The organism is Paenibacillus nitricinens, from assembly GCF_052056485.1.
GTDB lineage: Bacteria > Bacillota > Bacilli > Paenibacillales > Paenibacillaceae > Paenibacillus_AQ > Paenibacillus_AQ nitricinens.
The window spans coordinates 5,297,716-5,322,723 of sequence record NZ_CP183948.1 but is presented as its reverse complement, the minus strand read 5'-3'; the positions used below and the strand labels follow the sequence as shown (position 1 = coordinate 5,322,723).

The 25,008-nt window shown below is 44.3% G+C and carries 22 protein-coding genes; 18 read left to right on the top strand and 4 right to left on the bottom strand.

Features of this window, described 5'->3' with window-relative positions; all coding sequences use genetic code 11:
• Positions 1 to 16 precede the first annotated feature (16 nt).
• The 10 genes from ACN6KS_RS23775 to ACN6KS_RS23730 all read left to right on the top strand — a co-directional run bounded on the left by ACN6KS_RS23775 (position 17) and on the right by ACN6KS_RS23730 (position 12,930).
• Positions 17 to 772, top strand: coding sequence for a tRNA threonylcarbamoyladenosine dehydratase (locus ACN6KS_RS23775; protein WP_094873679.1), 756 nt, complete (start codon positions 17 to 19; stop codon positions 770 to 772).
• A gap of 237 nt (positions 773 to 1,009) precedes the next feature.
• The gene (locus ACN6KS_RS23770; RefSeq protein WP_042191085.1) at positions 1,010 to 2,308 is read left to right on the top strand and encodes an NCS2 family permease; all 1,299 of its coding nucleotides are present in this window, start codon (positions 1,010 to 1,012) and stop codon (positions 2,306 to 2,308) included.
• Between the two features lie 130 nt (positions 2,309 to 2,438).
• Entirely contained in the window at positions 2,439 to 4,628 is a 2,190-nt protein-coding gene (locus ACN6KS_RS23765) for a HelD family protein (RefSeq protein ID WP_440960637.1), read from the top strand.
• Between the two features lie 391 nt (positions 4,629 to 5,019).
• Complete coding sequence (locus ACN6KS_RS23760) at positions 5,020 to 5,301, top strand: CD3324 family protein (RefSeq protein ID WP_042191081.1); 282 nt, start codon at positions 5,020 to 5,022, stop codon at positions 5,299 to 5,301.
• A gap of 241 nt (positions 5,302 to 5,542) precedes the next feature.
• Entirely contained in the window at positions 5,543 to 6,847 is a 1,305-nt protein-coding gene (locus ACN6KS_RS23755) for a replication-associated recombination protein A (RefSeq protein WP_094873683.1), read from the top strand.
• Between the two features lie 377 nt (positions 6,848 to 7,224).
• Positions 7,225 to 8,241, top strand: a complete 1,017-nt coding sequence (locus ACN6KS_RS23750; protein ID WP_094873685.1) for an ABC transporter ATP-binding protein — start codon at positions 7,225 to 7,227, stop codon at positions 8,239 to 8,241.
• Complete coding sequence (locus ACN6KS_RS23745; protein ID WP_440960636.1) at positions 8,228 to 9,163, top strand: ABC transporter ATP-binding protein; 936 nt, start codon at positions 8,228 to 8,230, stop codon at positions 9,161 to 9,163. The genes ACN6KS_RS23750 and ACN6KS_RS23745 overlap by 14 nt, the downstream gene beginning before the upstream one ends.
• A gap of 4 nt (positions 9,164 to 9,167) precedes the next feature.
• On the top strand, positions 9,168 to 10,130 hold the full coding sequence (gene opp4B, locus ACN6KS_RS23740; protein ID WP_076284831.1) for an oligopeptide ABC transporter permease: 963 nt from the start codon (positions 9,168 to 9,170) through the stop codon (positions 10,128 to 10,130).
• 27 nt (positions 10,131 to 10,157) lie between these two features.
• Positions 10,158 to 11,063, top strand: coding sequence for an ABC transporter permease (locus tag ACN6KS_RS23735; RefSeq protein ID WP_042191070.1), 906 nt, complete (start codon positions 10,158 to 10,160; stop codon positions 11,061 to 11,063).
• 19 nt (positions 11,064 to 11,082) lie between these two features.
• Entirely contained in the window at positions 11,083 to 12,930 is a 1,848-nt protein-coding gene (locus tag ACN6KS_RS23730; protein ID WP_280788895.1) for an oligopeptide ABC transporter substrate-binding protein, read from the top strand.
• A 401-nt stretch (positions 12,931 to 13,331) separates the two neighbouring features.
• Here ACN6KS_RS23730 and mnmA read toward each other — a convergent pair whose 3' ends face one another.
• Positions 13,332 to 14,453, bottom strand: a complete 1,122-nt coding sequence (mnmA, locus tag ACN6KS_RS23725; protein WP_341136120.1) for a tRNA 2-thiouridine(34) synthase MnmA — start codon at positions 14,451 to 14,453, stop codon at positions 13,332 to 13,334.
• A gap of 292 nt (positions 14,454 to 14,745) precedes the next feature.
• On the opposite strand from mnmA, the gene cymR reads away from it, so the two are divergent.
• Positions 14,746 to 15,165, top strand: a complete 420-nt coding sequence (cymR, locus tag ACN6KS_RS23720) for a cysteine metabolism transcriptional regulator CymR (protein ID WP_042191066.1) — start codon at positions 14,746 to 14,748, stop codon at positions 15,163 to 15,165.
• A 67-nt stretch (positions 15,166 to 15,232) separates the two neighbouring features.
• Here the strand turns inward: cymR and ACN6KS_RS23715 are convergent, their stop codons facing one another.
• Together ACN6KS_RS23715 and ACN6KS_RS23710 are read right to left on the bottom strand one after the other, a co-directional pair.
• Complete coding sequence (locus tag ACN6KS_RS23715; RefSeq protein ID WP_440960635.1) at positions 15,233 to 16,450, bottom strand: sialidase family protein; 1,218 nt, start codon at positions 16,448 to 16,450, stop codon at positions 15,233 to 15,235.
• Between the two features lie 33 nt (positions 16,451 to 16,483).
• Positions 16,484 to 16,849, bottom strand: coding sequence for a hypothetical protein (locus ACN6KS_RS23710; protein WP_094873693.1), 366 nt, complete (start codon positions 16,847 to 16,849; stop codon positions 16,484 to 16,486).
• A gap of 376 nt (positions 16,850 to 17,225) precedes the next feature.
• Here ACN6KS_RS23710 and ACN6KS_RS23705 point away from each other — a divergent pair, with 376 nt between their 5' ends.
• Both ACN6KS_RS23705 and ACN6KS_RS23700 read left to right on the top strand, forming a co-directional pair.
• Positions 17,226 to 18,434, top strand: coding sequence for a glycosyltransferase family 2 protein (locus ACN6KS_RS23705; protein WP_440960634.1), 1,209 nt, complete (start codon positions 17,226 to 17,228; stop codon positions 18,432 to 18,434).
• A 25-nt stretch (positions 18,435 to 18,459) separates the two neighbouring features.
• Positions 18,460 to 19,557 (top strand): glycosyltransferase family 4 protein, encoded by a 1,098-nt coding sequence (locus ACN6KS_RS23700; RefSeq protein WP_440960633.1) that lies wholly within the window; start codon positions 18,460 to 18,462, stop codon positions 19,555 to 19,557.
• Between the two features lie 123 nt (positions 19,558 to 19,680).
• Here the strand turns inward: ACN6KS_RS23700 and ACN6KS_RS23695 are convergent, their stop codons facing one another.
• Positions 19,681 to 20,355: an SOS response-associated peptidase gene (locus ACN6KS_RS23695; RefSeq protein ID WP_440960632.1), complete on the bottom strand. Its 675-nt coding sequence runs from the start codon at positions 20,353 to 20,355 to the stop codon at positions 19,681 to 19,683.
• 125 nt (positions 20,356 to 20,480) lie between these two features.
• Between ACN6KS_RS23695 and ACN6KS_RS23690 the strand changes: the two genes are divergently transcribed.
• The 5 genes from ACN6KS_RS23690 to ACN6KS_RS23670 all read left to right on the top strand — a co-directional run bounded on the left by ACN6KS_RS23690 (position 20,481) and on the right by ACN6KS_RS23670 (position 24,594).
• Positions 20,481 to 20,930, top strand: coding sequence for a DUF523 domain-containing protein (locus ACN6KS_RS23690; protein WP_440960631.1), 450 nt, complete (start codon positions 20,481 to 20,483; stop codon positions 20,928 to 20,930).
• 231 nt (positions 20,931 to 21,161) lie between these two features.
• Complete coding sequence (locus tag ACN6KS_RS23685; RefSeq protein WP_440960630.1) at positions 21,162 to 22,307, top strand: cysteine desulfurase family protein; 1,146 nt, start codon at positions 21,162 to 21,164, stop codon at positions 22,305 to 22,307.
• 99 nt (positions 22,308 to 22,406) lie between these two features.
• Positions 22,407 to 22,928 carry a PRC-barrel domain-containing protein gene (locus ACN6KS_RS23680; RefSeq protein WP_042191050.1) on the top strand — a complete coding sequence of 174 codons (522 nt, stop codon included), beginning with the start codon at positions 22,407 to 22,409 and terminating at the stop codon, positions 22,926 to 22,928.
• Between the two features lie 14 nt (positions 22,929 to 22,942).
• Positions 22,943 to 23,152, top strand: coding sequence for a hypothetical protein (locus tag ACN6KS_RS23675; RefSeq protein WP_036677557.1), 210 nt, complete (start codon positions 22,943 to 22,945; stop codon positions 23,150 to 23,152).
• Between the two features lie 374 nt (positions 23,153 to 23,526).
• Positions 23,527 to 24,594: an AI-2E family transporter gene (locus ACN6KS_RS23670; protein WP_042191048.1), complete on the top strand. Its 1,068-nt coding sequence runs from the start codon at positions 23,527 to 23,529 to the stop codon at positions 24,592 to 24,594.
• The last annotated feature ends 414 nt before the right edge of the window (positions 24,595 to 25,008 follow it).

Sequence of the window (25,008 nt, the reverse complement as noted above, 5' to 3'; positions counted from 1 at the left end):
AAGGAGGCTGTACCTCATGCTACATCAGTTCTCACGCACGGAACTGGCGATCGGGCCGGAAGGTCTGGAAATAATGAAGAACAGCACGGTAGCGGTGCTAGGCATCGGCGGTGTTGGCGGTATGGCTGTTGAGGCTTTGGCTCGTACCGGCATCGGCAGACTAATTCTGATTGATAAGGATTCGGTAGACATTACTAATGTGAATCGGCAGATTCATGCTCTCACCACCACGGTTGGGCAGAAAAAGGCTGAACTGATGGTAGAACGTGTGAAGCTGATCAACCCCGATTGTGAAGCGATTGCGCTCAACATGTTCTATACGGAAGAAACCTATGAGGAATTGTTCAAATTAAAACCTGACTATGTACTCGATGCTTCGGATACGATTATTTATAAGGTTCATTTGATCAAAGAATGTCTGTCCCGTGGAATTCCAATGATCTCAAGCATGGGCGCTGCCAACAAAATGGATCCTACAAGATTCCAGGTAGCCGACATTTCCAAGACAACTTATGATCCTATTGCGCGTGTCATTCGTCAGAAGCTGCGTAAGGAAGGAATCAAGAAAGGCGTGAAGGTGGTTTTCTCAACGGAGCCGCCAATGAAGCCACGTCAGGATGTTACGGACAAGATCGTTCCGGAGAATGCGCCGGATCGACGTAAAGCGAAACAACCACCAGCTAGTAATGCCTTCGTTCCGCCGGTAGCAGGCCTGATCATGGTCAGTGTTGCCGTGCGTGATTTGCTTGAGGCTGGAGGCGTCAGCGTGTAAGTGAATCGCTGAGCTGAAGCTGTTTCAATTATAACGATAGTAGTAGTAAAATGGACCAAAAGGGCGACCAGCTGAAATCCAGTTGCGTACGCCCTTTTGTTGTGGTTAACAGGCGGGTCTGCAAGATGCAGACCACAAATAGGCATAATAGTTAAACCGGGATGAACCGTTGATTATAAGCCTTATTATCCGGTAATATCCGCCTGCGGAACTTAATATCAGTGGAGGTTTTAGTACATGAAATCAAATTTTTGGCGAAATAGTGTAGGGCTTGCACCTGAGAATGACTGGAAACGGGAGTGGGCTGCAGGGATCCTCTCGTATTTTGCTTCAGTATACATTGTGATGGTGAATGCGACCATTCTTCATGACGCGGGTATGCCGCTTAGACCAGCAATGGTGGCTACACTATTGACTGCCATTACAGGCTGTCTACTGATGGCTTTCGGTGGGAAGACACCGATCATCGTGGTACCAGGGATGGGGATAAACGCATTTTTCACATACACACTTGTACATTCTATGAATTTAGGTTGGAGAGAGGCGCTTACTGTAGTCGTAATAACCGGTGTGTTATTCGCTATCGTGGCCTTCACATCGCTCTATCGTATTCTGAGTGAGGCGATTCCTCAAAACCTACAGCATGCCATTACAGTCGGGATAGGGCTTTTTCTGACCTTTATAGGACTGCAAAAAAGCGGGATTGTGATTGCGCATCAGACCACATTTGTTGCTATAGGACATTTTAGTGATCCAGCAGTTATCACTTCCTGTGTAACTTTATTACTCGCTTTAGTACTGTTTATCCGCGGGACCAATGGTGGTTTACTAATCAGTATGCTGGTTGGTACAGGTCTAGCCTACTTGCTGGGAGCGGCACACGCGCCTGAGAAGCAGGCATCAGGGCATGTATTTACGGGTTATGAAAGCTTATTTCTGGGAATGGACTGGAGCGGCATTGTGAGCCTTGTGTTCTGGATTGCTGTTTTCTTACTGCTCTTAATTGTTGTATTTGAAAATATTGGGCTAGTCGCCTCACAGACTATGATGGCAGGGCGTCCTGAGCGCTTCAAGAGTAGCTTACGAGCACTCTCTATTGCCAATATCGCTGCAGGTCTCTTCGGAAGCAGTCCTGTAGTAGCTGCTGCGGAATCTAATGCAGGTATTGCTGCAGGCGGACGTTCGGGACTGACCTCACTCGTGGCAGGGCTGCTGTTCGGGGCGACATTCCTGTTCCTCCCTCTGCTCTCCTACATTCCAGACAGTGCTATCGCTCCGATCTTGATTGTAATTGGTGGGCTTATGGTACAGAATGTGCGTGAAATGGACTTGGGAGATTTAACAGAGCTCTTTCCTTCTTTCCTGATCATGGTCATGATTCCATTCACCTATAGCATCGTAGATGGTATGGCTTTTGGATTTATTACGTATCCGATCGTGAAGCTTGCGGTGGGTAAGGGCAAGGAAGTACCTCCTGCGCTGTATGGGATTGCGGGTTTATTTGTAGCTAACTTTATTTTGCAAGCTGTGCTGTAGTCGTATGTTCGCTTGAAAGATTTGGTATTTTAGTGCTGATTATGCTACAATGGGTATCCTTTTTGCGTGAGAAGAGGGAATGAGGAGAATGAAAATTTAAGCTCGATAAACTTTTAGGAGGTAACTGAAATTGGAAGACAACTTTCAAAGTGCCTATCAAGAGGAAGAAGACAGGCTGAATCAAGCGCTTACTGAGATTGACACCTTACTGGAGAAACTTAACCAGACTCCGGTGTACACGGGACACGATTATACGGAACAGGTGTTAGAAGCGAACCGTGATCAGAAGCGCAAAGATCTTGCCAAGCTTCGGCAGGAGCCTTATTTCGGACGGCTTGATTTTCAGGGCAATGATGAGAAGCAGCGGAAGGCACTCTATATAGGCAAAATCGGCGTAGACCGCGAGCAGGTAAGCGACCGTCCGCTAGTCATAGACTGGCGCGCACCGGTAGCAAGCCTGTTCTATTCGTTTACCGGTGGTACGGAGCCTGCCTCCTATGAAGCTCCTGAGGGACTGATAGAAGGACTGGTATACCTCAAGCGCAACGTGGTGATCCGGAAGCAGATTCTGGAGCGGGTCGCAGATACGTACAACCGGGAGAGTGACGCACCTGTGGTGTCAGATGAGTTTCTCGTCTATCGCCTGGGTGAGAACAAAGATAATCGTCTCCGTGATATCGTATCGACCATTCAGGAAGAACAGGACAAGATTATCCGTGCCGCCAAAAATACAGCATTGATCATTCAGGGTGTAGCGGGAAGTGGTAAAACTACAGTTGCACTACACCGGTTAGCCTTTCTGCTGTATCAATACAAAGATCAGGTCTCTGCAGAAAAAATGATTATTTTTGCACCGAACCGAATGTTTCTGGATTATATTTCGGATGTACTGCCTGAACTCGGTGTAGGAAATATTGCCCAGAGCACCTTCCCGGATTGGGCTGCAAATGTACTAGGTCTGGAGCTTCCAGAGCAAGATGCTACGGAGACGATGAACCGTTGGTTCGAAACTCCGGGCGGCATGCCTGTGATTACAGAAGAGACGCCTGGGCGCTTCAAGGGATCAACGGTGTTAATGGGAATAATAGAGTCCAGTATCAAGCTATTGGAAAGCAGCTCGGTACCTGAGGGTGATTTTATCCCATGGGAAGGCGCTGTACTGCGCCGCTCCATGATCTTGCGCTGGCATAATGAGGAGTACGCTCCTTATCCGCCAGCAAAGCGTAAGGAACGTGTAATGGCACGGATACATCGCTGGATTGAGATGGAGCTGAAGAAGAGCCCGTCAGCTGCAGCTATGAAGGATCGCAAGAAAAAAGGTGCTGCGCGAGAAAAATCATACAGTGCAAAATGGCCTAAGTATGATCCGCTGACGATCTACAAGCAAATCTTTCGTGCGGCTAAAGTCCCGGAAGATTGGCCGGTGGATCCACCTGAGAATATTCCAGCAGCTGTGCTGAAGGAGACGGCAAAAGGGCTGAAAAAAGGGATCATACGTGAAGAGGATTTACCGCCTCTGTTGTATATTTATTATCTTTTGAATGGGAACGAAGGCGGCACTCGCTTTGATCATGTGGTGATCGATGAAGCCCAGGATTTCTCCCCCTTCCAAATTGCAGTGCTGGATTTATACGTGCGTGGACATTCCTTTACCATTCTAGGCGATCTGTCGCAGGGTATACATGCCTATAAAGGCGTATACGCATGGGAAGAGATGCAGGCCTTATTTGCCCCTGAGAACACGGCTTATCATGCGCTGACACGCAGCTATCGTTCAACCATGGAAATTATAGACTTCGCAAATGGAATTCTATCCTCGGGAGTAGAAAGTTCGTTGTTGGCTGTTCCTGTCTTTCGTAGTGGGGACCCCGTTCGGATGATCACCTACGGAGACGGAGAAATAGTCGGAGAACGGGTAGCTGAACGAAATGCTCGTTTGAACACTATACAATCGGCACTGAAGTCCCTGTCTGGAAGGGAATATCGTACGGTGGCTGTGCTAACACGTAGTCTGCGTGAAGCTACAGAGCTGTACGCTGAACTGGAGCAGCATTTTGAAGATATTCATCTGATCGACGGTAGCATGACGCAATATCAGGGTGGATTATCGGTACTACCTGTGTATTTATCTAAAGGTTTGGAATTTGATGCGGTCATTTTAGCAGATGCCGATCAAGACCATTACGGGGCAACGGCATGGGACGCAAAGTTGATGTATGTGGGCTGTACACGTGCTCTTCACGAGCTGTGGCTGCTCCATAATGGGGAAGTTCCTTCCTATGTGCAAACGGCGGCTGGAAGCGATTCTGAGGGCAATTAAGACTGGTGGAGAATGGTTATAACTGTTCTTGGTCTTGTAACTAACCTATAGGTATGGCTTAATAATAAGTGTCCGGCCGGGCAAGAACACTCTGGAAGGAGGCTGATTGAAATGATTTCAGTATACGAGGTGGTTTCCGTCTAAGACGGAAATCTGCTTAAAGCGAGGAGGCCGTCAGGCCTCCTTATTACTAACATAGACAGTACCACACAAATCCATAAGAACAATGAAAAATTAATTCGAATGTAGACGCTACCAAAAGGTTTTTATATAATGAAATTACGGATTTTTCCAAATATGAGGAGAAGAAAGGAGGCAGGTGACGTGGAAATTACTTTATCAGTAGTTGACGGACGCATAGGAACACACCTGTTGAAGGAGGAAATGCAAGTTGAGTTATGTAAATGGGAAGGATGTGCTCCCCCCTGGCTTGCTCAAAGAGCTTCAGGGATACATCCAAGGTGAACTGCTCTACATCCCGAAGAAAACGGAAGAGCGGGTTAGATGGGGCGAGAACAGCGGTTCGAGGAAAGAGATAGCAAACCGCAATGAGGAAATTTTCAGTTGTCATCGAAAAGGCGATTCCGTAGCAGAGCTTCAGAAGAAGTATCATCTGTCGGAAGAGAGTATTCGAAAAATCATATCAAAAATGAGGCTGGCAATAAATTGCTAGCGTACCATTCAAGCATAAACGCCTTTGGCGTCCCTATAAGGACGGTAAGCGTTATGCGAGAAATAATAAGGATAAAGTATAGCGTGAAACCTATACTTTCTTATATTTTGAAAAAAGAGCATGGCTCCCGCCTTTCTAAGACGAGATCATGCTCTTTTTATTTTTGGTGAAAAATAAGTCTATGGTATGATAATGGGAGATGACATTGTCTTTTATAAGAATATAGCAAGGAAGTGGAGTTATGGATTTATTTTCTATGGGAGAGGACAACGGGGGCGGACGGTTACTTGCGGACCGGATGAGACCGGAGAATCTGGATGAATATATTGGTCAAGAACATATCATAGGCCGGGGGAAGCTGTTGCGAAGAGCGATCGAGGCAGACCAGGTCTCTTCGATTTTACTCTATGGACCTCCTGGATGTGGCAAAACAACATTAGCTCATATCATTTCTCATCACACACAAGGTGAATTCGTACGCCTGAATGCGGTGGAGGCTTCTGTGAAGGATGTGCGGGAGGTCATTGAACGAGCTCAAAATAATAAAACACTTTACGGTTCTAAGACGATTCTTTTTCTGGACGAGGTACATCGGTTTAACAGTTCACGTCAGGACGCGCTATTGCCAGCAGTAGAAAAAGGTACCATTACATTTATTGGCGCAACTACGGAGAACCCGTTCCATTACGTAAACGGAGCGCTTATGAGCCGTTCTACCCTTTTTCAGCTAGAGGCGCTAACGAGTGAACACAGTCTGGTCGCGATGCGCAGAGCTTTAGCAGACAAGGATAGAGGGCTTGGATTCATGGAGCTTCAGGTCGATGAAGAAGCATTGCTGCATATTGCTACCATGGCTAATGGAGATATCCGGCGGGCTTTAAATGCTCTGGAACTAGCAGCGTTAACTACTGCTCCGGAGGTAGACGGGAGTGTGCATATCACGCTGGAGGTGGCGGAAGAGTCGATTCGGCGCCCCATTGTGAAGGCAGATGAATCGACGCAGTATGATGTTCTGTCTGCTTTTCACAAAAGCATTCGAGGTTCTAGTGATGCCGCCTTGTTCTGGTTTCTATATGCGGTAGAGAAATTGGGGATGGACCCTATGACTTTTATTCGTCGCCTGATAGCAGCGAGCAGTGAAGATATTGGCTTAGCTAATCCCCAGGCTATGGTTCAAGCGGTAAGTGCGCTTGAAGCTTATAGAAATAACGGTTGGCCAGAAGCGAAGCTAAACATTGCGCAAGCCATTCTTTTCGCAGTGGAGAGTCCAAAGTCTAATGCCGTCTATACGGCTATTTCAAATGCAATGGCAAGTATGGATGAGATTAAATCCGCCGAGGTACCGCTACATTTACGTGATACACACTATAAAGGTGCTGCTGCACTAGGGCATGAAGGATATCAATATCCGCACAATTTTCCGGGGCATTATGTGAAACAGGAGTATCTGCCTAAGGAAATTTCTCAGCGTATTTTTTATCAAGCGACCGAGCAAGGAAATGAAATTAAGATCCGTCACAATCAAAGACTCCGACGAGAACAATAGTCCACCAGCAACTAAGATATTTTCCATTTTAATGCTAAAAAGCAAATAAATTTAAGGTGACATACAAAATATTTTTTTCCTAGAAAAAGGCGGCCTAGAGCCGTTTTTTTGTTGTCTACGTTACTTTTAATCACATGCATTGAAATTTTTTTTAGGAAATGATTGATAATTTACCATAAGTTAATTAAAATGAACTACAAAGTTACGGAGAAACAAGTTTTAATTCCGATGGAAGTACTTGTACTATTCTTAATGGTGTTAATAATCATAACAGTCAATGTTTTGATATGTTTCATGAAAAGAATGCTGTTTATATCAAAATTTACATAATATTTCATTGTGTAAATTTTGGAATTCTTGCCGATAGGGGGATTAATTTGAGCGAAGAATTACTAGAAATCAAAAATTTGTCGACATCGTTCAGGATCGAAGATGACTATTATGCTGCAGTAGATGATGTTACCCTGTCTGTTCGTAAAAATGAGATACTTGCTATTGTTGGAGAGTCCGGTTCTGGAAAAAGTGCGCTGGCCTTTTCAATTATGGGATTGCACACAAGGGCTAAAATAGACGGGCAAATCAAATACAAAGGTCAGGATATCGTTACTATGTCTCCTGCTGCGCTCAACAAGCTGCGCGGTCAAGAAATGTCTATGATTTTTCAAGATCCTTTATCCGCATTAAATCCGCTCATGATTATCGGTTCACAGATTGAAGAAGTACTCATCCTACATGATTCCAAGCTTTCGAAGAAGCAAAGAAAAGAGAAGGTCATTGATCTTTTGACCAAGGTTGGAATCTCCCGTCCCGAACATACATATCAGCAGTACCCCCACGAATTATCTGGTGGCATGAGGCAGAGGGTTGTGATTGCTATAGCGATTGCCAATGGCCCCAAGCTTTTGATCGCCGATGAGCCGACTACGGCACTAGATGTAACCATCCAATTGCAAATTCTTGAACTTATAAAAAAATTAAAAAACGATATGCAAGCAGGCATTATCTTAATTACCCATGATCTAGGGGTTGTGAGTGAAATGGCTGACCGGGTTGCGGTAATGTACGCGGGGCAAATCGTAGAAATCGCAGATATTTATACGTTAACGTCTAATCCGAAGCATCCGTATACAAGATCATTGTTGAACTCCATACCAACCGTTAAAGAAGAGAAATCCAGACTTCACGTGATTCAGGGGATTGTTCCACCATTACAGAATCTTCCGCGTAAAGGATGCCGTTTCGCGGCCCGAACACCTTGGATTCCGGAATGGGAGCATGAGGAAAATCCGCAGCTGCATGAAGTAGGCCCTGGGCATTTTGTTCGCTGCACCTGCCATAATAACTTTCATTTCCCTGATACTAACGAGGAGGCAATCTACAATGGGACTTCTTGAGGTTAAAAATTTAGCAGTTCATTTTCCAATCCACGGCGGCGTTTTTCGAAGGGAAATTGGCGTAGTCAAGGCAGTTGATAATGTTAGTTTTACTATTGAAGCAGGCAAAACCTACGGCTTGGTTGGTGAATCCGGATCAGGGAAGACAACCACTGGCCGTGCAATTATCGGCCTCAATTCTATTACTAGCGGCAGTGTGGTTTTTGAAGGACAGGATTTGGCTTCAAAGGGTGTACGTAAGCAAAAAAATATCCGCAAGGACATTCAGATGATCTTTCAGGATCCGTACTCTTCCTTGAATCCTAAGAAACGAGTGCTGGATATTATTGCCGAACCCTTACGTAATTTCGAAAAGATGTCTCCGGGGGAAGAAAAAAGACGTGTGCAGGAGTTGCTGTTGCAGGTTGGATTAAGCCCTGAGAATATTCTGAAATATCCGCATGAATTCTCAGGTGGTCAGCGGCAGCGAATCGGTATTGCAAGAGCTATTGCGCTCAAACCGAAGTTGATTATTGCGGATGAACCTGTCTCTGCGCTGGATGTCTCTGTACAGGCACAGGTGCTCAATTTTATGCAGGATATACAAAAAGAGCTGAATCTTACCTTCCTATTTATCAGTCATGATCTCGGAATCATCAGACATATGTGCGATCACATCGGAATTATGTATAAAGGACGACATGTAGAGCAAGGGACTGCTAAAGATATTTTTGACAATCCTCGCCATATTTATACCAAACGTCTAATTGCTGCGATTCCTGATATTGATCCTAAGCAAAGAGAGAAGCAGATGGAGTTTAGAAAATCAGTAAGTCAGGAATATGAACAAGCGCACCGGAATTATTTTGATGAACAAGGCATGCCTTATCCATTGAAATCTATTTCCGAGACTCATCTGGTAGCCTTGCCTGAGAAAGGTTGAGAATATGTGGAAGATTATTGTTCGTAGAATTCTTATTATGATCCCTCAAATATTTCTATTAAGTATTCTTGTTTTTCTAATGGCGAAGGCGATGCCGGGAGATGCGTTATCAGGGATGCTTGATCCAAATATTGATCCTGCGGCTATCGATGCGATGAGAGAAAAGCTAGGCTTAAATGATCCATGGTACATCCAGTACTGGGATTGGATTACTAAAGCGATACAAGGGGATTTTGGTCAATCCTTCCGTTTCAAAATGCCTGTATCAGAGCTTATCGGTCAACGCCTCATGAATACACTTTGGCTGGCGATTGTCACACTGATTCTTACATACCTCATTGCTATTCCACTTGGTATTACTAGCGGTCGTTATAACGATTCATGGCTGGACCGGCTCATTACTGGATACACCTATATTGGCTTTGCCGCACCATTGTTTATTTTCGCTCTATTAATGGTATGGCTCTTCGGATTTCATCTTCATTGGTTTCCTACTAGCGGCAGTGTTAGTCCTGGAGAAGTTCCGGGCACGCTAAGCCACTTCTGGAGTAAGTTATACCATTTGCTACTCCCTGCTTTATCAATGGCTCTAATTGCAACGGTAGGAACGGTACAATATTTGCGGAATGAGATCATTGATACGAAACAAAAAGATTTTATCCTCACCGCAAGAGCAAAAGGTGCTTCAGAGTCGCGCGTCTACAATCGACATATATTGAGAAATTCCTTACTGCCAATTGCTGCATTTTTCGGATATGAGATTACTGGACTGATCGGCGGAACGGTGTTCGTTGAAAGTATCTTTAGTTATCCGGGTATGGGTATGTTGTTCCTCAGTTCGATAACAATTCGGGATTTCAGCGTAGTAACGGCTCTCGTTCTTCTATATGGGGTTGCTGCCATCGTCGGTGCCTTGTTATCAGACATTATCTTAAGTATCGTAGATCCGCGTATCCGGATTAAATAAGAAGATGAACACTTTGAGGTGAATAAAATGGCAAAGACAAGCGCAGAGTTAGCTCTGCTGCAGGAAACAGATAAAAGTCCATCAGGCTTCAGGATTGTTTGGCGTGAGATCGTGCGGGATAAACTGGCTTTGGTCTCACTGATTTTCCTATTTACGATTATTGCCGCCGTTTATGGGATTTCCTTATTTTTAGATCAAAAAGAGATTGTTACGGTTGACTTGTTCGCACTGTATGAGAAGCCTTCGGCTGTACACTGGCTGGGGACCGATTATGGAGGGCGGGATGTATTCGGTCAATTAATTATAGGCACACGAAATTCCATGTCGATTGCTTTTATGGTTACTTTTTTTACGGGAATCATCGGTATTCTAGTAGGTTTGTTCTCTGGATATTTTGGGGGAACGATAGATAATATTTCGATGCGTGTTGTAGATTTTTTCATGATTCTACCCTTTCTAATGATTGTTATAGCTTTCGTAAGTGCAGTTCCTAAATACAATACGTTAACCTTCTCCTTTATTATGACTGCCTTTCTATGGATGGGGATTGCCAGGTTAATTCGTTCTAAAACGCTACAAGAGAAGGAACTCGATTACGTTCAGGCATCGAAGACCTTAGGTTCTTCCAATCTTAAAATTATGTTCTCACAAGTGCTGCCGAACCTAAGCTCAATCATTATCGTAACGATGACCTTGAATTTGGCAGCTAATATTGGATTGGAATCCGGCCTATCCTTTCTAGGTTTTGGTTTTCCAGAAAGTACACCCAGTCTGGGTACTCTAGTAAGCTATGCGAGAAATCCGCAAACGCTTGAGTTCAGATGGTGGATCTGGTTACCCGCATCACTGCTGATCCTGGTATTGATGTTGAGTATAAATAATGTGGGTCAAGCGCTTAAACGTGCGACCGACGCAAGACAAAGAAAAGGATAATAAGGGAGGAAATGATTAAATGAGAAAACCCATCCGTTCTAAGGCACTACTAGTTTCATTAATGTTTGTAATGTTGTTTGTCCTTGCAGCCTGTGGCTCCAAGAATAACAACGGAGCGGCTGAGTCAACAGCAGCCCCTAGTGCCAGTGCACCTGCGGAAACCGCAGAGGCTACTACAGCACCAGAAGCAGAAGACGGACTTTATAACATTAAAGATTTCAGTAATGTTAAGACAAATCAAGGCGAAGCTATTGATGGAGGCTCGATTACTTTTGGACTCGTTTCCGATAGTCCTTTTGAAGGTACTTTGAACTGGAACTTCTATTCCGGAGATCCGGATGCACAAGTGTTGAATTGGTTTGATGAAGGCTTGTTAACATGGGATAAAGACTATGTATATACAAATGATGGTGCAGCAACGTATGAAGTCTCGGAGGATGGACGTACCTTTACCTTTACAATTCGCGACAATGTGAACTGGCAGGACGGCAAGCCAGTAACAGCAGAAGATTGGTTGTTCGCGCATGAAGTTATTGGTAACCCGAAATATGATGGTCCACGTTACGGTTCTGACTTTACCAATATTGAAGGTATGGATGAGTACCACTCTGGTAAGGCCAAGACCATTTCTGGTATTAAAGTACTGGGTGATAAGAAACTGCAAATTACTTACCTGAAATCTACACCTTCTCTGTTAACAGGCGGGGTATGGATTTATCCGTTAGCCAAACATATCTTTGGTGGTATGGATGTTGCTAAAATTTCCTCTTCTCCTGAATTACGTCAAAAGCCGATTGGCTTTGGAGCTTTCAAAGTGGAAAGCATTGTTCCTGGTGAATCTGTAGTATTCGTTAAGAATGATGATTACTGGCGTGGAGCTCCTAAACTGGATAAGGTAATTCTAAAGGTAATCAACCCTACAACGATTGTGCAAGAATTGAAATCTGGCGGCGTTGACTTGGTGGATGCGTTCCCTGTTGATCAATTCCCGGATAATGCAAAAATGTCAAACGTTGAATTCCTAGGTGCGATTGACCGTGCTTATACGTATATTGGATTTAAACTGGGGAAATGGGATGCAGAGAAAAAAGTTGTTGCTACCGATCCTAAAGCTAAAATGGCTGATGTGAACCTGCGTAAAGCCATGTGGGCTGCTGTAGATAATGATACAGTCGGTAAAAAATTCTATAACGGTCTGCGCTGGAATGCGACTACGCTGATCCCGCCGTCCCATCCTGAATTCCATGATGCTTCCAATCCAGGTGTAGCGTATGATCCAGAAGCAGCTAAGAAGATCCTCGATGACGCTGGTTACAAACTTAACGGTGAATTTAGAACGAATCCAGATGGCAGTGAGCTGAAGATTAATTTCATTTCAATGACTGGTGGAGATATTGCTGAACCGCTGGCTCAATATTATGTACAATCCTGGAAAGCGATTGGTCTGAATGTAACTTTGGAAATGGTAGAGTTTAATACCTTCTATGATCGCATTGGTCAAAATGGTGAGGATGATCCTACAGTTGATGTGTACCAAGGCGCTTGGGGTGTAGGGATTGACGTCGACCCATCAGGTCTATACGGTAAAGATGCGATCTATAACTTCCCTCGTTATGCAAGTGCAGAGAATGATCGTTTGCTCGCCGAAGGGGTTTCCGAAGCTGCATTTGATGTAGACAAACGTAAAGAGATCTATAAAGAATGGCAACAGCTTATGGTGAATGAGATCCCAGTTTTCCCTACGCTTTATCGTGCAGTATTAGCTCCGGTAAATAACCGTGTTCTTAACTTTGCGATTGGTGATGGAACTGGACTTTATTATAATGACATCGCAGTTTCTGCAGACAAAGCTATAGTAGCTCAGTGATAAAGAAATAACTCGGAACAGCAGTTCAGGGAGAGCTTCCTGAACTGCTGTTTTTTATGTATTCTGTTTGGTGTTTCGTTTCTTGTTTCATCTTTCATCTTTTATCTTTCATCTTTTATCTTTCTTTTTAAATGTCTCTTAGCTATTTCTCCGCTCTGAAGCTGGCTAATTGTACTTTGTACAACTAAAACCTCACTCTAGAACTGCAAAGGTAATATAACTGTACTTCATACATCTATTTTCCGGATGTGAAGATAAATAAGGGATATCGGATGATTTTAACTGTACATACTACAACTAAATCGTAAAGGGATTCTCAAAACAAAAAAATAGCTGTATCAAATACAGCTATTTCTCAGGTCTACGTATGTTAGAGTTGATGCAGTTGTATAGAATACAATTTAAGCTTGCGCTGAAGGAACAACCTTTTCAGCATATTCGATCGTACCGCCACCGAGACATTGCTCCCCGAGGTAGAAGACAACGGCTTGGCCAGGCGTTATCGCTTTTTGTGGAACATCAAAGTCTACGTTTATCGTTCCGTCTTCCCGTGCTGTAAGGGTCACGCCTTGATCAGGCTGGCGATAGCGGAATTTGGCGGTGCATTTTAGCGGCTCAAGACCTAGCTCTTGTCCGTTAATCCAGTTTACACCGGAGGCAATCAGACTAGTGGAGTACAGGCTGTGGTGCTTGTCTCCTTGAACTACATAAAGAATGTTGCGGCTAAGGTCTTTTTCGGCTACAAACCAAGGTTCGCCATTACCGGAGCCACCAATGCCAAGGCCTTGGCGTTGACCTAATGTATAGTACATCAGTCCATCGTGGCGGCCTTTGATTTCTCCAGTGGTTATATCTATCATATCACCCGATTGTGCTGGAAGATACTGGCTGAGGAATTCGCGGAAGTTACGCTCACCGATGAAGCAAACGCCTGTGCTGTCTTTTTTCTTGGCAGTATAAAGTCCGGCTTCTTCGGCAATTCTCCGAACTTCCGGTTTCGGAAGATGACCAATCGGGAACATTGCTTTAGAGAGTTGATACTGTCCCAGCGCATTCAAGAAATAGGTCTGGTCTTTATTGTTGTCTACACCACGAAGTAGCTTGTACACACCATCTTCTTCTATAACACGTGCATAATGTCCAGTCGCTACATAATCGGCGCCAAGCTGAAGGGCTTTGTTCAGGAACTCCCCGAACTTAATTTCTCGGTTGCACATGACGTCTGGATTCGGCGTCCGGCCGGCCTTATATTCATCGAGGAAATAAGAAAATACTTTGTCGAAGTATTCCTTCTCGAAATTAACGGTATAGTAAGGAATATCAATCTGCTCGCAGACGCGGCGAACATCCTCTGCATCGCTTTCGGCCGTACATACTCCGAATTCGTCGGTATCGTCCCAATTTTTCATGAAGATGCCGATGACGTCATAGCCCTGCTGCTTGAGCAGAAGCGCCGTGACGGAGGAATCGACCCCTCCGGACATGCCGACGACGACACGGGTGTCTTGTTTTGCTTTTGTCATCGTAATCACCATTTCTGTACCCAAAATACCGGTCATTCATGGAACACCCGGCTCAAAAAGTATTATAACATACCTGTCTACAGTAAACCCTAAATTAAGAGGCTGGGAATAGAAAAATGTCCACCAGGGGTGAACATTCTCGCAAAATGTTTCGTTTTCCATTTCATTTGTGACTTCGAATATGATAACATAAACTAAGAGTAATCATCGGAATACCTTGATATGACAAACGCATGACTTACCGAATCAATAGTATACAATAACTAGAAACTAAACCGAAAGAGGTGCCCCTTTGAAAATATCAACCAAAGGACGTTACGGACTAACAATTATGATGGAGCTTGCACTGAAATTTGGTGAAGGACCGACCTCACTTAAGAGTATTGCTGAGAAAAATGGACTTTCTGAACACTATCTGGAGCAGCTAATTGCCCCTCTTCGTAACGCGGGACTTGTAAAAAGTATTCGTGGTGCGTACGGTGGATACATTTTATCTCGTGAGGCTAGTGCTATCACAGCGGGTGACATCATTCGTGTGCTAGAGGGCCCAATTTCTCCAGTAGATTTTACTGAAGAAGATGATGCAGCAAAACGCGATTTATGGTTGCGTATTCGCGATAGCATCGCTGACGTACTAGATTCCACGACTCTTCATGACTTGATTAATTATAAAGAAGAGAGCTTGGCGGACAACTATATGTTCTACATCTAGGTTTCACATGGAATAATAAACTTAAAAAAAGCCCCCCTTTTGGGGGCTTTTTTAAGTTTATTAGAGCTTATTGATTATCACCAAACCAGATGTTCTCTGTACCAGTTCGCGTGTCCGTCCATACGCTCACTAGACGGCCTGTTTGGGGGACAATGGCATTACCGATGTAGTCACCAATTAGGGGAATGCCGGTGACGTCAAAGGAAGTTGTCGTTATACGGGTGTTTGTATACGTCATCCCTCCATCTCTAGATGTAGCTAGATAAACATCAAGGTTGAGGGGATTGACTCGATTAGTGTAATAGGTAACGAATATTGCACCATCCGCAGGGGACACGGTGATGGCTGGGAAAAAGTTTTGGGAGCCCGCTGGACTGCCTGTAATGGAAATTGGTGTACCCCAATCTACACCGAAATTCGTGGAAGTAGCAACAAAAATATCGGAATAACCTTCTCGAAAATCTTGCCATACAGCATAGACATTACCTTGCGTCGTCGGTGCATTAGAAATATCCGCTGCGAGGGAAGGGTATGTCAGACATCTAAATGTATATCCCGGCAATGGATCTGGTGGGACTACAACGGTGTCTACCATGGTTTCAGGTGTAAAAGTGACCCCGCCGTCTGGGGATGTACGAATTTTAAGATCAGTATTACCGGGAGGCTGATTGATCCATCCCACGACAACAATCCCATTTAATGTAATGGCTATACCGGGGAATTCTTCAAATTCTTCGACCGAAGACAGCAGGGCGGGACTGAAATAAGTATTACCGCTATCTAGGGAACGATTGAAGAATATCGTATTACCTGGTATGAATTGTGTGTTGTAATCATGCGTATAACCAGTATAAACATTTCCAAAAAAGGGACTTGATCCAGCCTTATCGGTGACAACGACCACCTGATCATCATTCACAAACTGTCCAAATCCTTGATTCACGATGACTGGTGGACTGAATGAAGAGGCGTTGTCGACAGATGTGTAGGAAACGATCGACCCGCTGAGACCGTCTGAATCGAAGGCATGAGCCAATACTACGAAGGTGGTCGGAAAAATATAATCAATATGTGGTGCTTCGATGCCAGCAAATCCTACCGGTAACGGTAATAACGTTGTTGTCCAAGTGGCACCTGCGTCAATAGATTTGTACAAACCTATATTGGGAGGACCTGCTCGAAGATCTACAGCTACGGTGACCATCACCGATGGATTTAGCCAATTTACCGCGATGGTGGGCTCGAATTGAGCGCTTGTGCTCGGCGAAAGTTGAATATTAACCATACAAAGCTCCTTTCGTAATAGAGTTTTCGTTACTTACGGGTTCAGCTGAGCAATGAAAGTAAGTTCGGATTGCAGCACTCTTTGATGAGGGATGACGTTTCCTGACGAATCCGTTCCGAATACCGTAATAATCGTGTCTGCCGGTGCGTTTCCAGTTACGAGAAATTGGACTTCATATGCTGAATTGCCTGCGATATTAAAAGCGAGTAACTGGCTGGTGTTAGCATTAACATTCAATGAGCTGGAGTAGACTAAAGCCTTACTAACCAAGGTATTCCATACGTAAACGTGATAGACTACGTTAGATGAAAAACTAAGGTTGTCATTGTCGATGTTAATGATCAGATTGGATGCGGGGGTAGTTCCTGTGTTCGTAATGATGCCTGTTGTTGTTGCCATGAGCTTCACCTCTTCTATTAGTTTGCTATATATATATGAATTGAGATTCGTTGTGTTTGGACAAGAGAATCAGAAAAATCGCGGAAATTGGAAAAATGAGAGGTATTATTGAAGGGATTTGAAGATGATTTCGAAGTCCAGGGAGCCTTTAATCAGAACAAAGAGCGTTGCATTCTGAAATGATGACTGCGATCAGTGCTCTGTCTTGGCAGATCTAACAATGGATATGTGGAGATCAAGAAGCAATCACCGATAGAAACAGGGTGGTTGCTTCTTTTTTAGGCGCAATAAAAGCTCTTAGAGGCATTCACACAGGCACAAAGGTGGAATTTAAATATACTAATTTTATACTCCAATGTAGAGAGAGGTAAAAATAATGGCGGATGTAGGAGTAGTTATGCCTTTGTATACCCAAAAGCCGGAATTCCTCCGGCAAGCTCTGGAGTCTGTTCTGAGCCAAACCTTCACCGAATTTCGACTGATCATTGTAATTGATGGTGCGCCAGAAATGGAACCGCTTGTGAGATCTATAATTGCCGAGGATCCAAGGGTAACTATTATCTCTTATGTACAGAACAGGGGTATTGCATATGCGCTGAATACGGGCTTTGATCTTTTATTTAGCGAACCCAGTATTCAGTATTTGAGCTGGGTCTCCAGCGATAATGTTTATGAACCCCGTTTTCTCGAAATCCTTCGAGGGGCACTAGTGAAGGGGCCGCAGGAGCTAGGAATCGTGTACAGTTCTTTTCAAAGTATAGATAACGAGGGAAACCTAATTCATAACGAACATCAGCTAGCTACTCAGCGAAATTACCAGTCACAGCCCAAAGAGAGATTGCTGGATTACTCGCTTATTGGTGTTTCTTTCATGTACAAATCGCAGGTTGCGAAGCTTGTTGGGGGGTACGGAATGGAGCCGGTGGAGGATTATGATTACTGGCTGAGACTTGCTGAACATTGTGATATTCGCTTTATCCCGGTGGAGCTGGTGAATTATCGTGTGGACTCTACCTTTAGTGTATCTGCACAGTTACATTCCACTGAAAATCATCGGAGATGGAGATATTCGTACCACTTGACCCGCCATCAGGCGCGATTCCGTAGAGGGATTCGTCCTATGATTACCGTTTTATTTCCTGTAGTAAATGCTGGTGTGGAGGAAATAGCGAGGATAGAGAATTTGTATGAACAGACGTATAGCAATTATGAGTGCCGGGTGCTGGATTTATCACTTACGGGTCAACCATCTGTTCTATTAGGTTCAATCCCTCATCCTGCAACGGAGTTCGTTTATATGCCAGGAGTTGTGGAGTCACATGCGATTTGTGGAGCGCTTGAGCACTTGTCCACTCCTTACACGATAGTTTTAGGTCCCAAAATTTTCATAGGAGCACTCGATATTGAATACATGCTGGAGGCTTTGATTACAACCGGTGGGGACACGATCTCCAATTATTATACAGATGACCATAGCTTGATTGGTTTTCGACAGAGACATGTTCCATCGACTAAAGATCACTACTATAATGAGCTGTTTCGAAGCACAGATTTGTATGATTTGTTGAAGATTTATTTTTCCTAAAATAATATGTGAATGAGTGATCGTAATGAAGATTTTGTTCACCTTCTTCAACCCGAGCGGCGGCATGCAGACCCTGAACCGAGTGCGCTGCCAAGCATTACATGATCGCGGTGTAGAGTGTCATTTGTTGTACACACACCCTGGAAAAGGGCAGCAAAATATCCCTAATATCCAAACCTATATTACCAATAATGATGACGAGATCAGGGGATTGCTCACTCGAGAAGCTTTTGACTTGATTGTAGTGTGTACGGATATTTACTTAGCGGAGAGGTTCAGAGGGTTTGGTTACAAGGGGCCGCTTGTTTTTGAGGTGCAGGGATTGGGGACGTTAGATGAAGCGGAGCAAGTTATTAGTAATTTTAATGAGCGGATTCACAAGCTAACCGATGCGCTGCTCTATCCAGAAACGACCCATTTGCAGACGCTTTTCAAAGGTGGATTCCCATCCATTTCTCAATATTGCTTTGACAATCCGATCGATTGCGATCAGTTTGGATATACCAATTATCCCGCCAGAAGCTTTCCCATCCTCGGCTGGGTGGGACGAATTCAAACGAATAAGAACTGGAGAGAATTTCTACAAATCGGACAACGGCTGCTGGCGATCCATCCCGAGCTTTATTTATGGATTTTTCAGGATGATACGTTGTTTGAGCCGGAGCAAAAAGAGAGTTTCGAACAATTTGTAGCCGAGACAGGGATTTCTTCACGTTTGATTTCGTATTCCAATGTTCCTCATGGGCAAATGGCAGATTATATGAGCATTATTGGTGACTCAGGAGGATTGCTCTGTTCCACCTCTATTCTCGAGGGATTTGGGTACGCCGTAGCCGAGGCGATGTTGTGTCGTTGTCCTGTTCTTACTACGGATTCGGATGGCATTCGGAGACTTGTCATTAATAATCATACTGGAAAAATATACACAAGAGGGCAGCTGGATGAAGCTGTGAATGCTGCTTTATCTTTAATGCATGATCCTGCACTGCGGGACAGAATTAGGATGAATGGCGAATGGCATATCCGAAACAATCTTTCCTCCGGGCTGTATACGGATAGATTTCTCCAGATGGCTCATCAATTGATCAGACGCCGGTCTAAGATCGAGCGTCGATGGTCTTAACTCTGCGGTTAAGCCGCAGGGTTAAGATGTTTTTTTAATATAAAAATTTATATGCTTACGTTATAAATTATCCTCTATTTCTCGCATAAACACTTACCATCCTCATAAGGACGCCGAAGGCGTTTATGCTTGTGCTTCTTCAATTAATTCCTCAGTATCATTCCTAACATTTCCGACAGCCGTGGAAACTGGATAGGCTCGCATTAGTTGTTGATCATACGGTTTCAGGAGCTTTATTAGAGAGAGTGTGTCCTGATTGCCCCGATCCAGCCATTCTGTCTCATCCTCAGGCTTCAAAATAACCGGCATGCGATTATGGATTTCAGCCATAAGCTCGTTCGGAGTAGTCGTTATAATCGTGCAGGTACTTAGTTTATTACCCTCAGGGTCCATCCAAATATCATATAATCCGGCCATAGAGAAAATGCCTCCATCGCGCATCACGATCCGCATGGGTTGTTTGCTGCTGCCCTGCACCTTCCATTCGTAGAAGCCGTCAGATGGGATGATGCAGCGGCGTGAGCTTACTAAGCGCTTGAAAGAAGGCTTCTCCAGTAGTGATTCTGCCCGTGCATTGATCATTTTACTGCCGATTTTGTCATCCTTTGCCCATGAAGGAACCAGACCCCAACGCAGTTCCCCAAGCTTATTGCTGGAGCCTGTATGAATGACTGCCGGAATTTGCTGCATGGGCGCAGCGTTATATTTAGGGGCATAGTGGATAATGGTTGAATCATTCGCAAAATATCTGACCATCAACTCTTCCATAGTGACGGTTATTGTATAGCGTCCGCACATGATTTACACTCCCTAGTCAGTAGATTAGAAGTTCACTCCGTTTACAGCTTAATTTCATCATGTTATGCTCGGAATATTTCTTATTATAAACGAAGCGGAATGAATGAAGAAAGAGGTGCTCATTGGTGATTTTGGTAAGCTCTTGTCTAGCTGGCATGAAGGTGAGATATAATGGTACGGATTATTTGGATGAGAAAATCCAGAAGCTTTTGAATGAGAATCAAGCTATTGCTGTGTGTCCAGAATTGCTGGGAGGATTCGCAACGCCTAGAGAACCAGCTGAAATCATTGGTGGGAATGGCGAGGATGTGCTGGCAGGAACGGCTAAAGTAGTGGATCGATCAGGTGCAGATGTTACAGATATGTATTTAGAGGGTGCTTATATCACGCTTGCAAAAGCCCAAGAGGTATCAGCTACGATGGTAGTGCTTAAAGAAAACAGTCCTTCTTGCGGCAGCAGTATGATTTATAATGGGGAATTCAGAGGTAAGAAAATAGCGGGAAATGGCGTTACTACAGCTTTACTTAGAAAAAATGGCATTGAGGTAACCTCTGAAGAGAACTGGCTATTATAATCCTAGCTTTCATAGGGAAATGATTACAATATTGTGTTCTTTCGCTTGTGGAAAACTAACTTCTCGCGCGGTATAATTTAATAGTTGCAAGTATAAACGTCTTCGGCGTCCTTTTAAGGACGGTTAGCGTTTTAAGCGAGAATTATAAGAATAATGTATAAGGTGAAACTTATACCTTCTTATATACTTAGAAGAACTAGTTTCCTATACTCTAGAAGCGGAGAAATGAATATGAAATCCATCTATTTGGACCACGCCGCATCAACCCCGGTTCATCCCGAGGTGGCTAAGGTCATGCTGAATATAATGACAGAACAATACGGAAATGCATCTAGTGTACATCAGTTCGGGCGTTCAGCTAAAAGAATATTGAACGGGGCGCGCGATAATATCGCCGCCTTTTTGGGCTGTTCACCTGACGAGTGGGTGTTCACTGGAGGCGGCACCGAGAGCGATAATTTAGCGCTCTATGGAGCAGCAGCTGCAGTTTCCCATAAAGGAAAACATATTATCACCACCCAGATCGAGCATCATGCAGTGTTACATACCTGCGAAGAGCTAGAAAAGGAAGGCTTCAAAGTTACCTATCTTCCTGTGGATTCGACGGGCAGGGTATCTGTTACAGACGTAGAGGCTGTATTGCAGGAAGACACGGTGTTGATCAGCGTAATGTATGCCAACAATGAGGTCGGCACCGTTCAGCCCATCCAGGAGATTGGTCAGCTTGCCAAAGAACGGGGTATTCTGTTCCATGTAGATGCTGTACAAGCTCTTGGTGCCCTTCCAATTACATTGCGGGAGCTTCCAGTAGATTACATGAGCTTTACTGCTCATAAGATCAACGGGCCTCAAGGGATCGGTGGTTTATATGTTCGGAGTGGAGCGCCACTGCATCCAAGACTTCATGGCGGCCTTCAGGAGCGCGGCAGACGTGCCGGAACAGAGAATCTAGCCGGAGCAGCAGGGTTTGCCAAAGCCGTTGAAATAGCGGTTGAGGGTCTGTCAGAACGTCAACAGAATATGAAGCTCCTGCGCAGTAGACTACTCGAGGAGCTGGATTCTCTGATTGGACAGGAGCGTTACTCGCTTAACGGTAATACCGAGCATTTTTTACCTAGTATTCTGAATTTGAGCTTCCCAGGGGCTGGGACAGATATTATGCTGATGAACCTGGATATGGAGGGAATTGCGGCAGCAAGCGGTTCAGCTTGCACCTCAGGATCCCTGGAAATATCTCATGTTCTGAAAGCAATGGGACTTCCTCAAAATATTTTAGAGTCTGCGATTCGATTTAGTATTGGTTTGGGTAATACTACTGAAGAAATCGAGTACGTTGCTCGAAAAGTTGAAACCATTTTGAATCGCCTACGTAAATGAGACTAGTTACTCTAGGTTTCGATCTGTATCGAGGCGATTCGGGCTTTTGGCTTTCTGAGAACTCGTAAGTACACTCAAAGTGAGGGGACCGAGGCAGCCATGAGACTTCAAGATCTGATCGGCTTGGCTGTATTTGAAGTTGAAGAGGGGAATGAAATCGGCAAGATTGTCGATATCCTACTCGATTCAAACTGGAATATTACGGGTATTGAACTGGAAAGCAAATCTTTTTTTGGCGGCCATGTGAAATTTGTGGCATGGAAAGATATTGTGGCCTACGGCGAGGATGCTGTCATGATTCGTAGTAAAGAGTCGATTGATAAGACAGATGCCGATCATATACCTTGTACTTTTCTATTAGGAAAGAACAAACTTAAGGATTTGAAAGTACTGACTACAACTGGAACTATACTTGGACGAATATCGGATGTTTATTTTGACCAAAAGTTGGGAAACACAATAGGAGCGCTGGAAATCAGTGACGGGCTTGTGACTGATTTGATCGAAGGCCGCAAATGGCTGCCTTGTTCTGATGAGATGTCCATTGGTGAGAATGCTTTAATGGTTCCTGCAATGAGCGAAGAACGGCTACAAAAAGCCATTAATATTGTTAACGGATAGGTGGAATGTATTATATGAAGTGTCCAAACTGTAACTCTAAAGATATCGGAAAGATTGGTTCCCACCAGTTCTATTGCTGGGGCTGTTTCATTGAATTGACGGTAAACGGCGAGAAAATGTCGGTGTATCAGGTGGAAGAAGATGGCACTCTCAGCTCTCTGGACGATCTGTTCTCCGGGGATGATATGACTCAGGATTTCCCGCAAATTCATGCGTCGTCTTAACTATGAATCTTGCTTTGTAAGCAAGAATGATCTAGGTACTTAAAGCGTCAATCTCCTTACAGTTGAAATCAGCTGCAGGGTTATTGGCGCTTTTTTTGGGGCTCCCCGCAAAGTACCTGAATCAGCATCGAAGAAAAAGCCTCACTTTGTGGGGGTATTTTGGGGTTCCCCGCAAAGTACCTGAATCAGCATCGAAGAAAAAGCCCCACTTTGTGGGGTTATTTTGGGGCTCCCCGCAAAGTACCTGAATCAGCATCGAAGCACAGGCCTCACTTTGTGGGGTTATTTTGTGTGCTTGATGGTTATTTTGCTGCGGCCATACATATACTTATTTACGAAGCTAGTCCAGGCTACAGTCGCAGGAGGGTACACTCATGGAGCAATGGTCCCAAAGTAAGTGGTTCCGCTGGATGATCGGAGTGCTGCTCTCCTTGATCATTTTGTATTTTGTTTGGTTGCTTCGTCCAATGCTGCAGGGGATATTTGTATTTTTGAAGGCAATCCTTGCTCCATTTCTGGCAGCTATGATTATTTCCTACGTGCTGAATCCCGTCGTTAGTATGCTTGCCGGACGGAAGATGCCGCGTAGTGTAGCTGTTCTACTTATATATGCAGTATTCCTAACGGCGATTGCAGTGATCGCAATTAACCTTATCCCGATGTTTATCGAGCAGCTTGAAGAGTTGAATGAACATTTGCCAGAGATGACGCTGCAAGCTCAGGGGCTGATGCGACATATGAATTCTAGACTAATCCCGCCCGGGGTCGAAATGGGGATGAACAACTGGTTTTTTCAACTGGAAAGTCGTCTCGCCGAAGGGATCTCTAATTTTCTCGATAATATAGGGACAACGATTAATGTGCTGTTCAATGCTTTCATTGTACCGTTTCTAGTGTTCTATATTCTGAAGGATTTTGATGTGTTTGAGCGGACGGTGGTGTCTTGTCTGCCCCGCGCACGCCGTAAGTCGATTGTAACTTTGTTAAAAGATATCGATGATGCACTCGGCAACTACATTCGTGGACAGTTTCTGGTCTGCATTATTATAGGTGTGCTTGCTTATATCGGTTATGCCATCATCGGAATGCCATATGCTTTATTGTTTGCGAGTGTGGTGGCAGTGTTCAATATTGTTCCGTATATGGGTCCCTTTTTGGGTGCTGCACCAGCCATTGTAATGGCTTCGACGGTTTCTTTCCGTTTAGTGCTGTTGGTTGCAGTGGTTAACACAGTGTGCCAAATCGTGGAAAGTAACATAATCTCACCTCAGGTGGTGGGAAAGAAGCTGCATTTGCATCCGCTGCTCATTATTTTTGCACTTCTGGTTGGCGGTGAATTGGCGGGGATGATCGGACTTATCCTTGCTGTACCGTTCTTCGCGGCTGCGAAAGTCGTTATTCAACACTTTATGACGTATTTAATCAAACGAAAACCCGTGTAAATAGGGTAAAACATTGACTATAGTCAACAGTTTTGTATATAATGTTGGGGAATATTACTGATGAACAGTCGGTATATATAGTTGATCGATGATGAGGAGTATTAATTCTATACCGTTATTGCAGAGAGCCGGCACTAAGGTGCGAGCCGGTTAACGGAACGGAGTGAACTCACCTCGGAGTAACGGCGCAAGTTTCAGGATATCCACTAGATATAATGGATGTCCTAGGTGAACCGTCGTCGCCTCACCCCCGCTAAAGGGTGCAAAGTGAGTGGCAGAATAAAGTATATTCAGCCGCTAACTAGGGTGGTACCACGGGAATTATAACCTCTCGTCCCTAGCGATAATACGCTAGGGATGGGAGGTTTTTTTGTAAATATAAGAGGGTATAGGTTTCACGAAATACTTCATGTC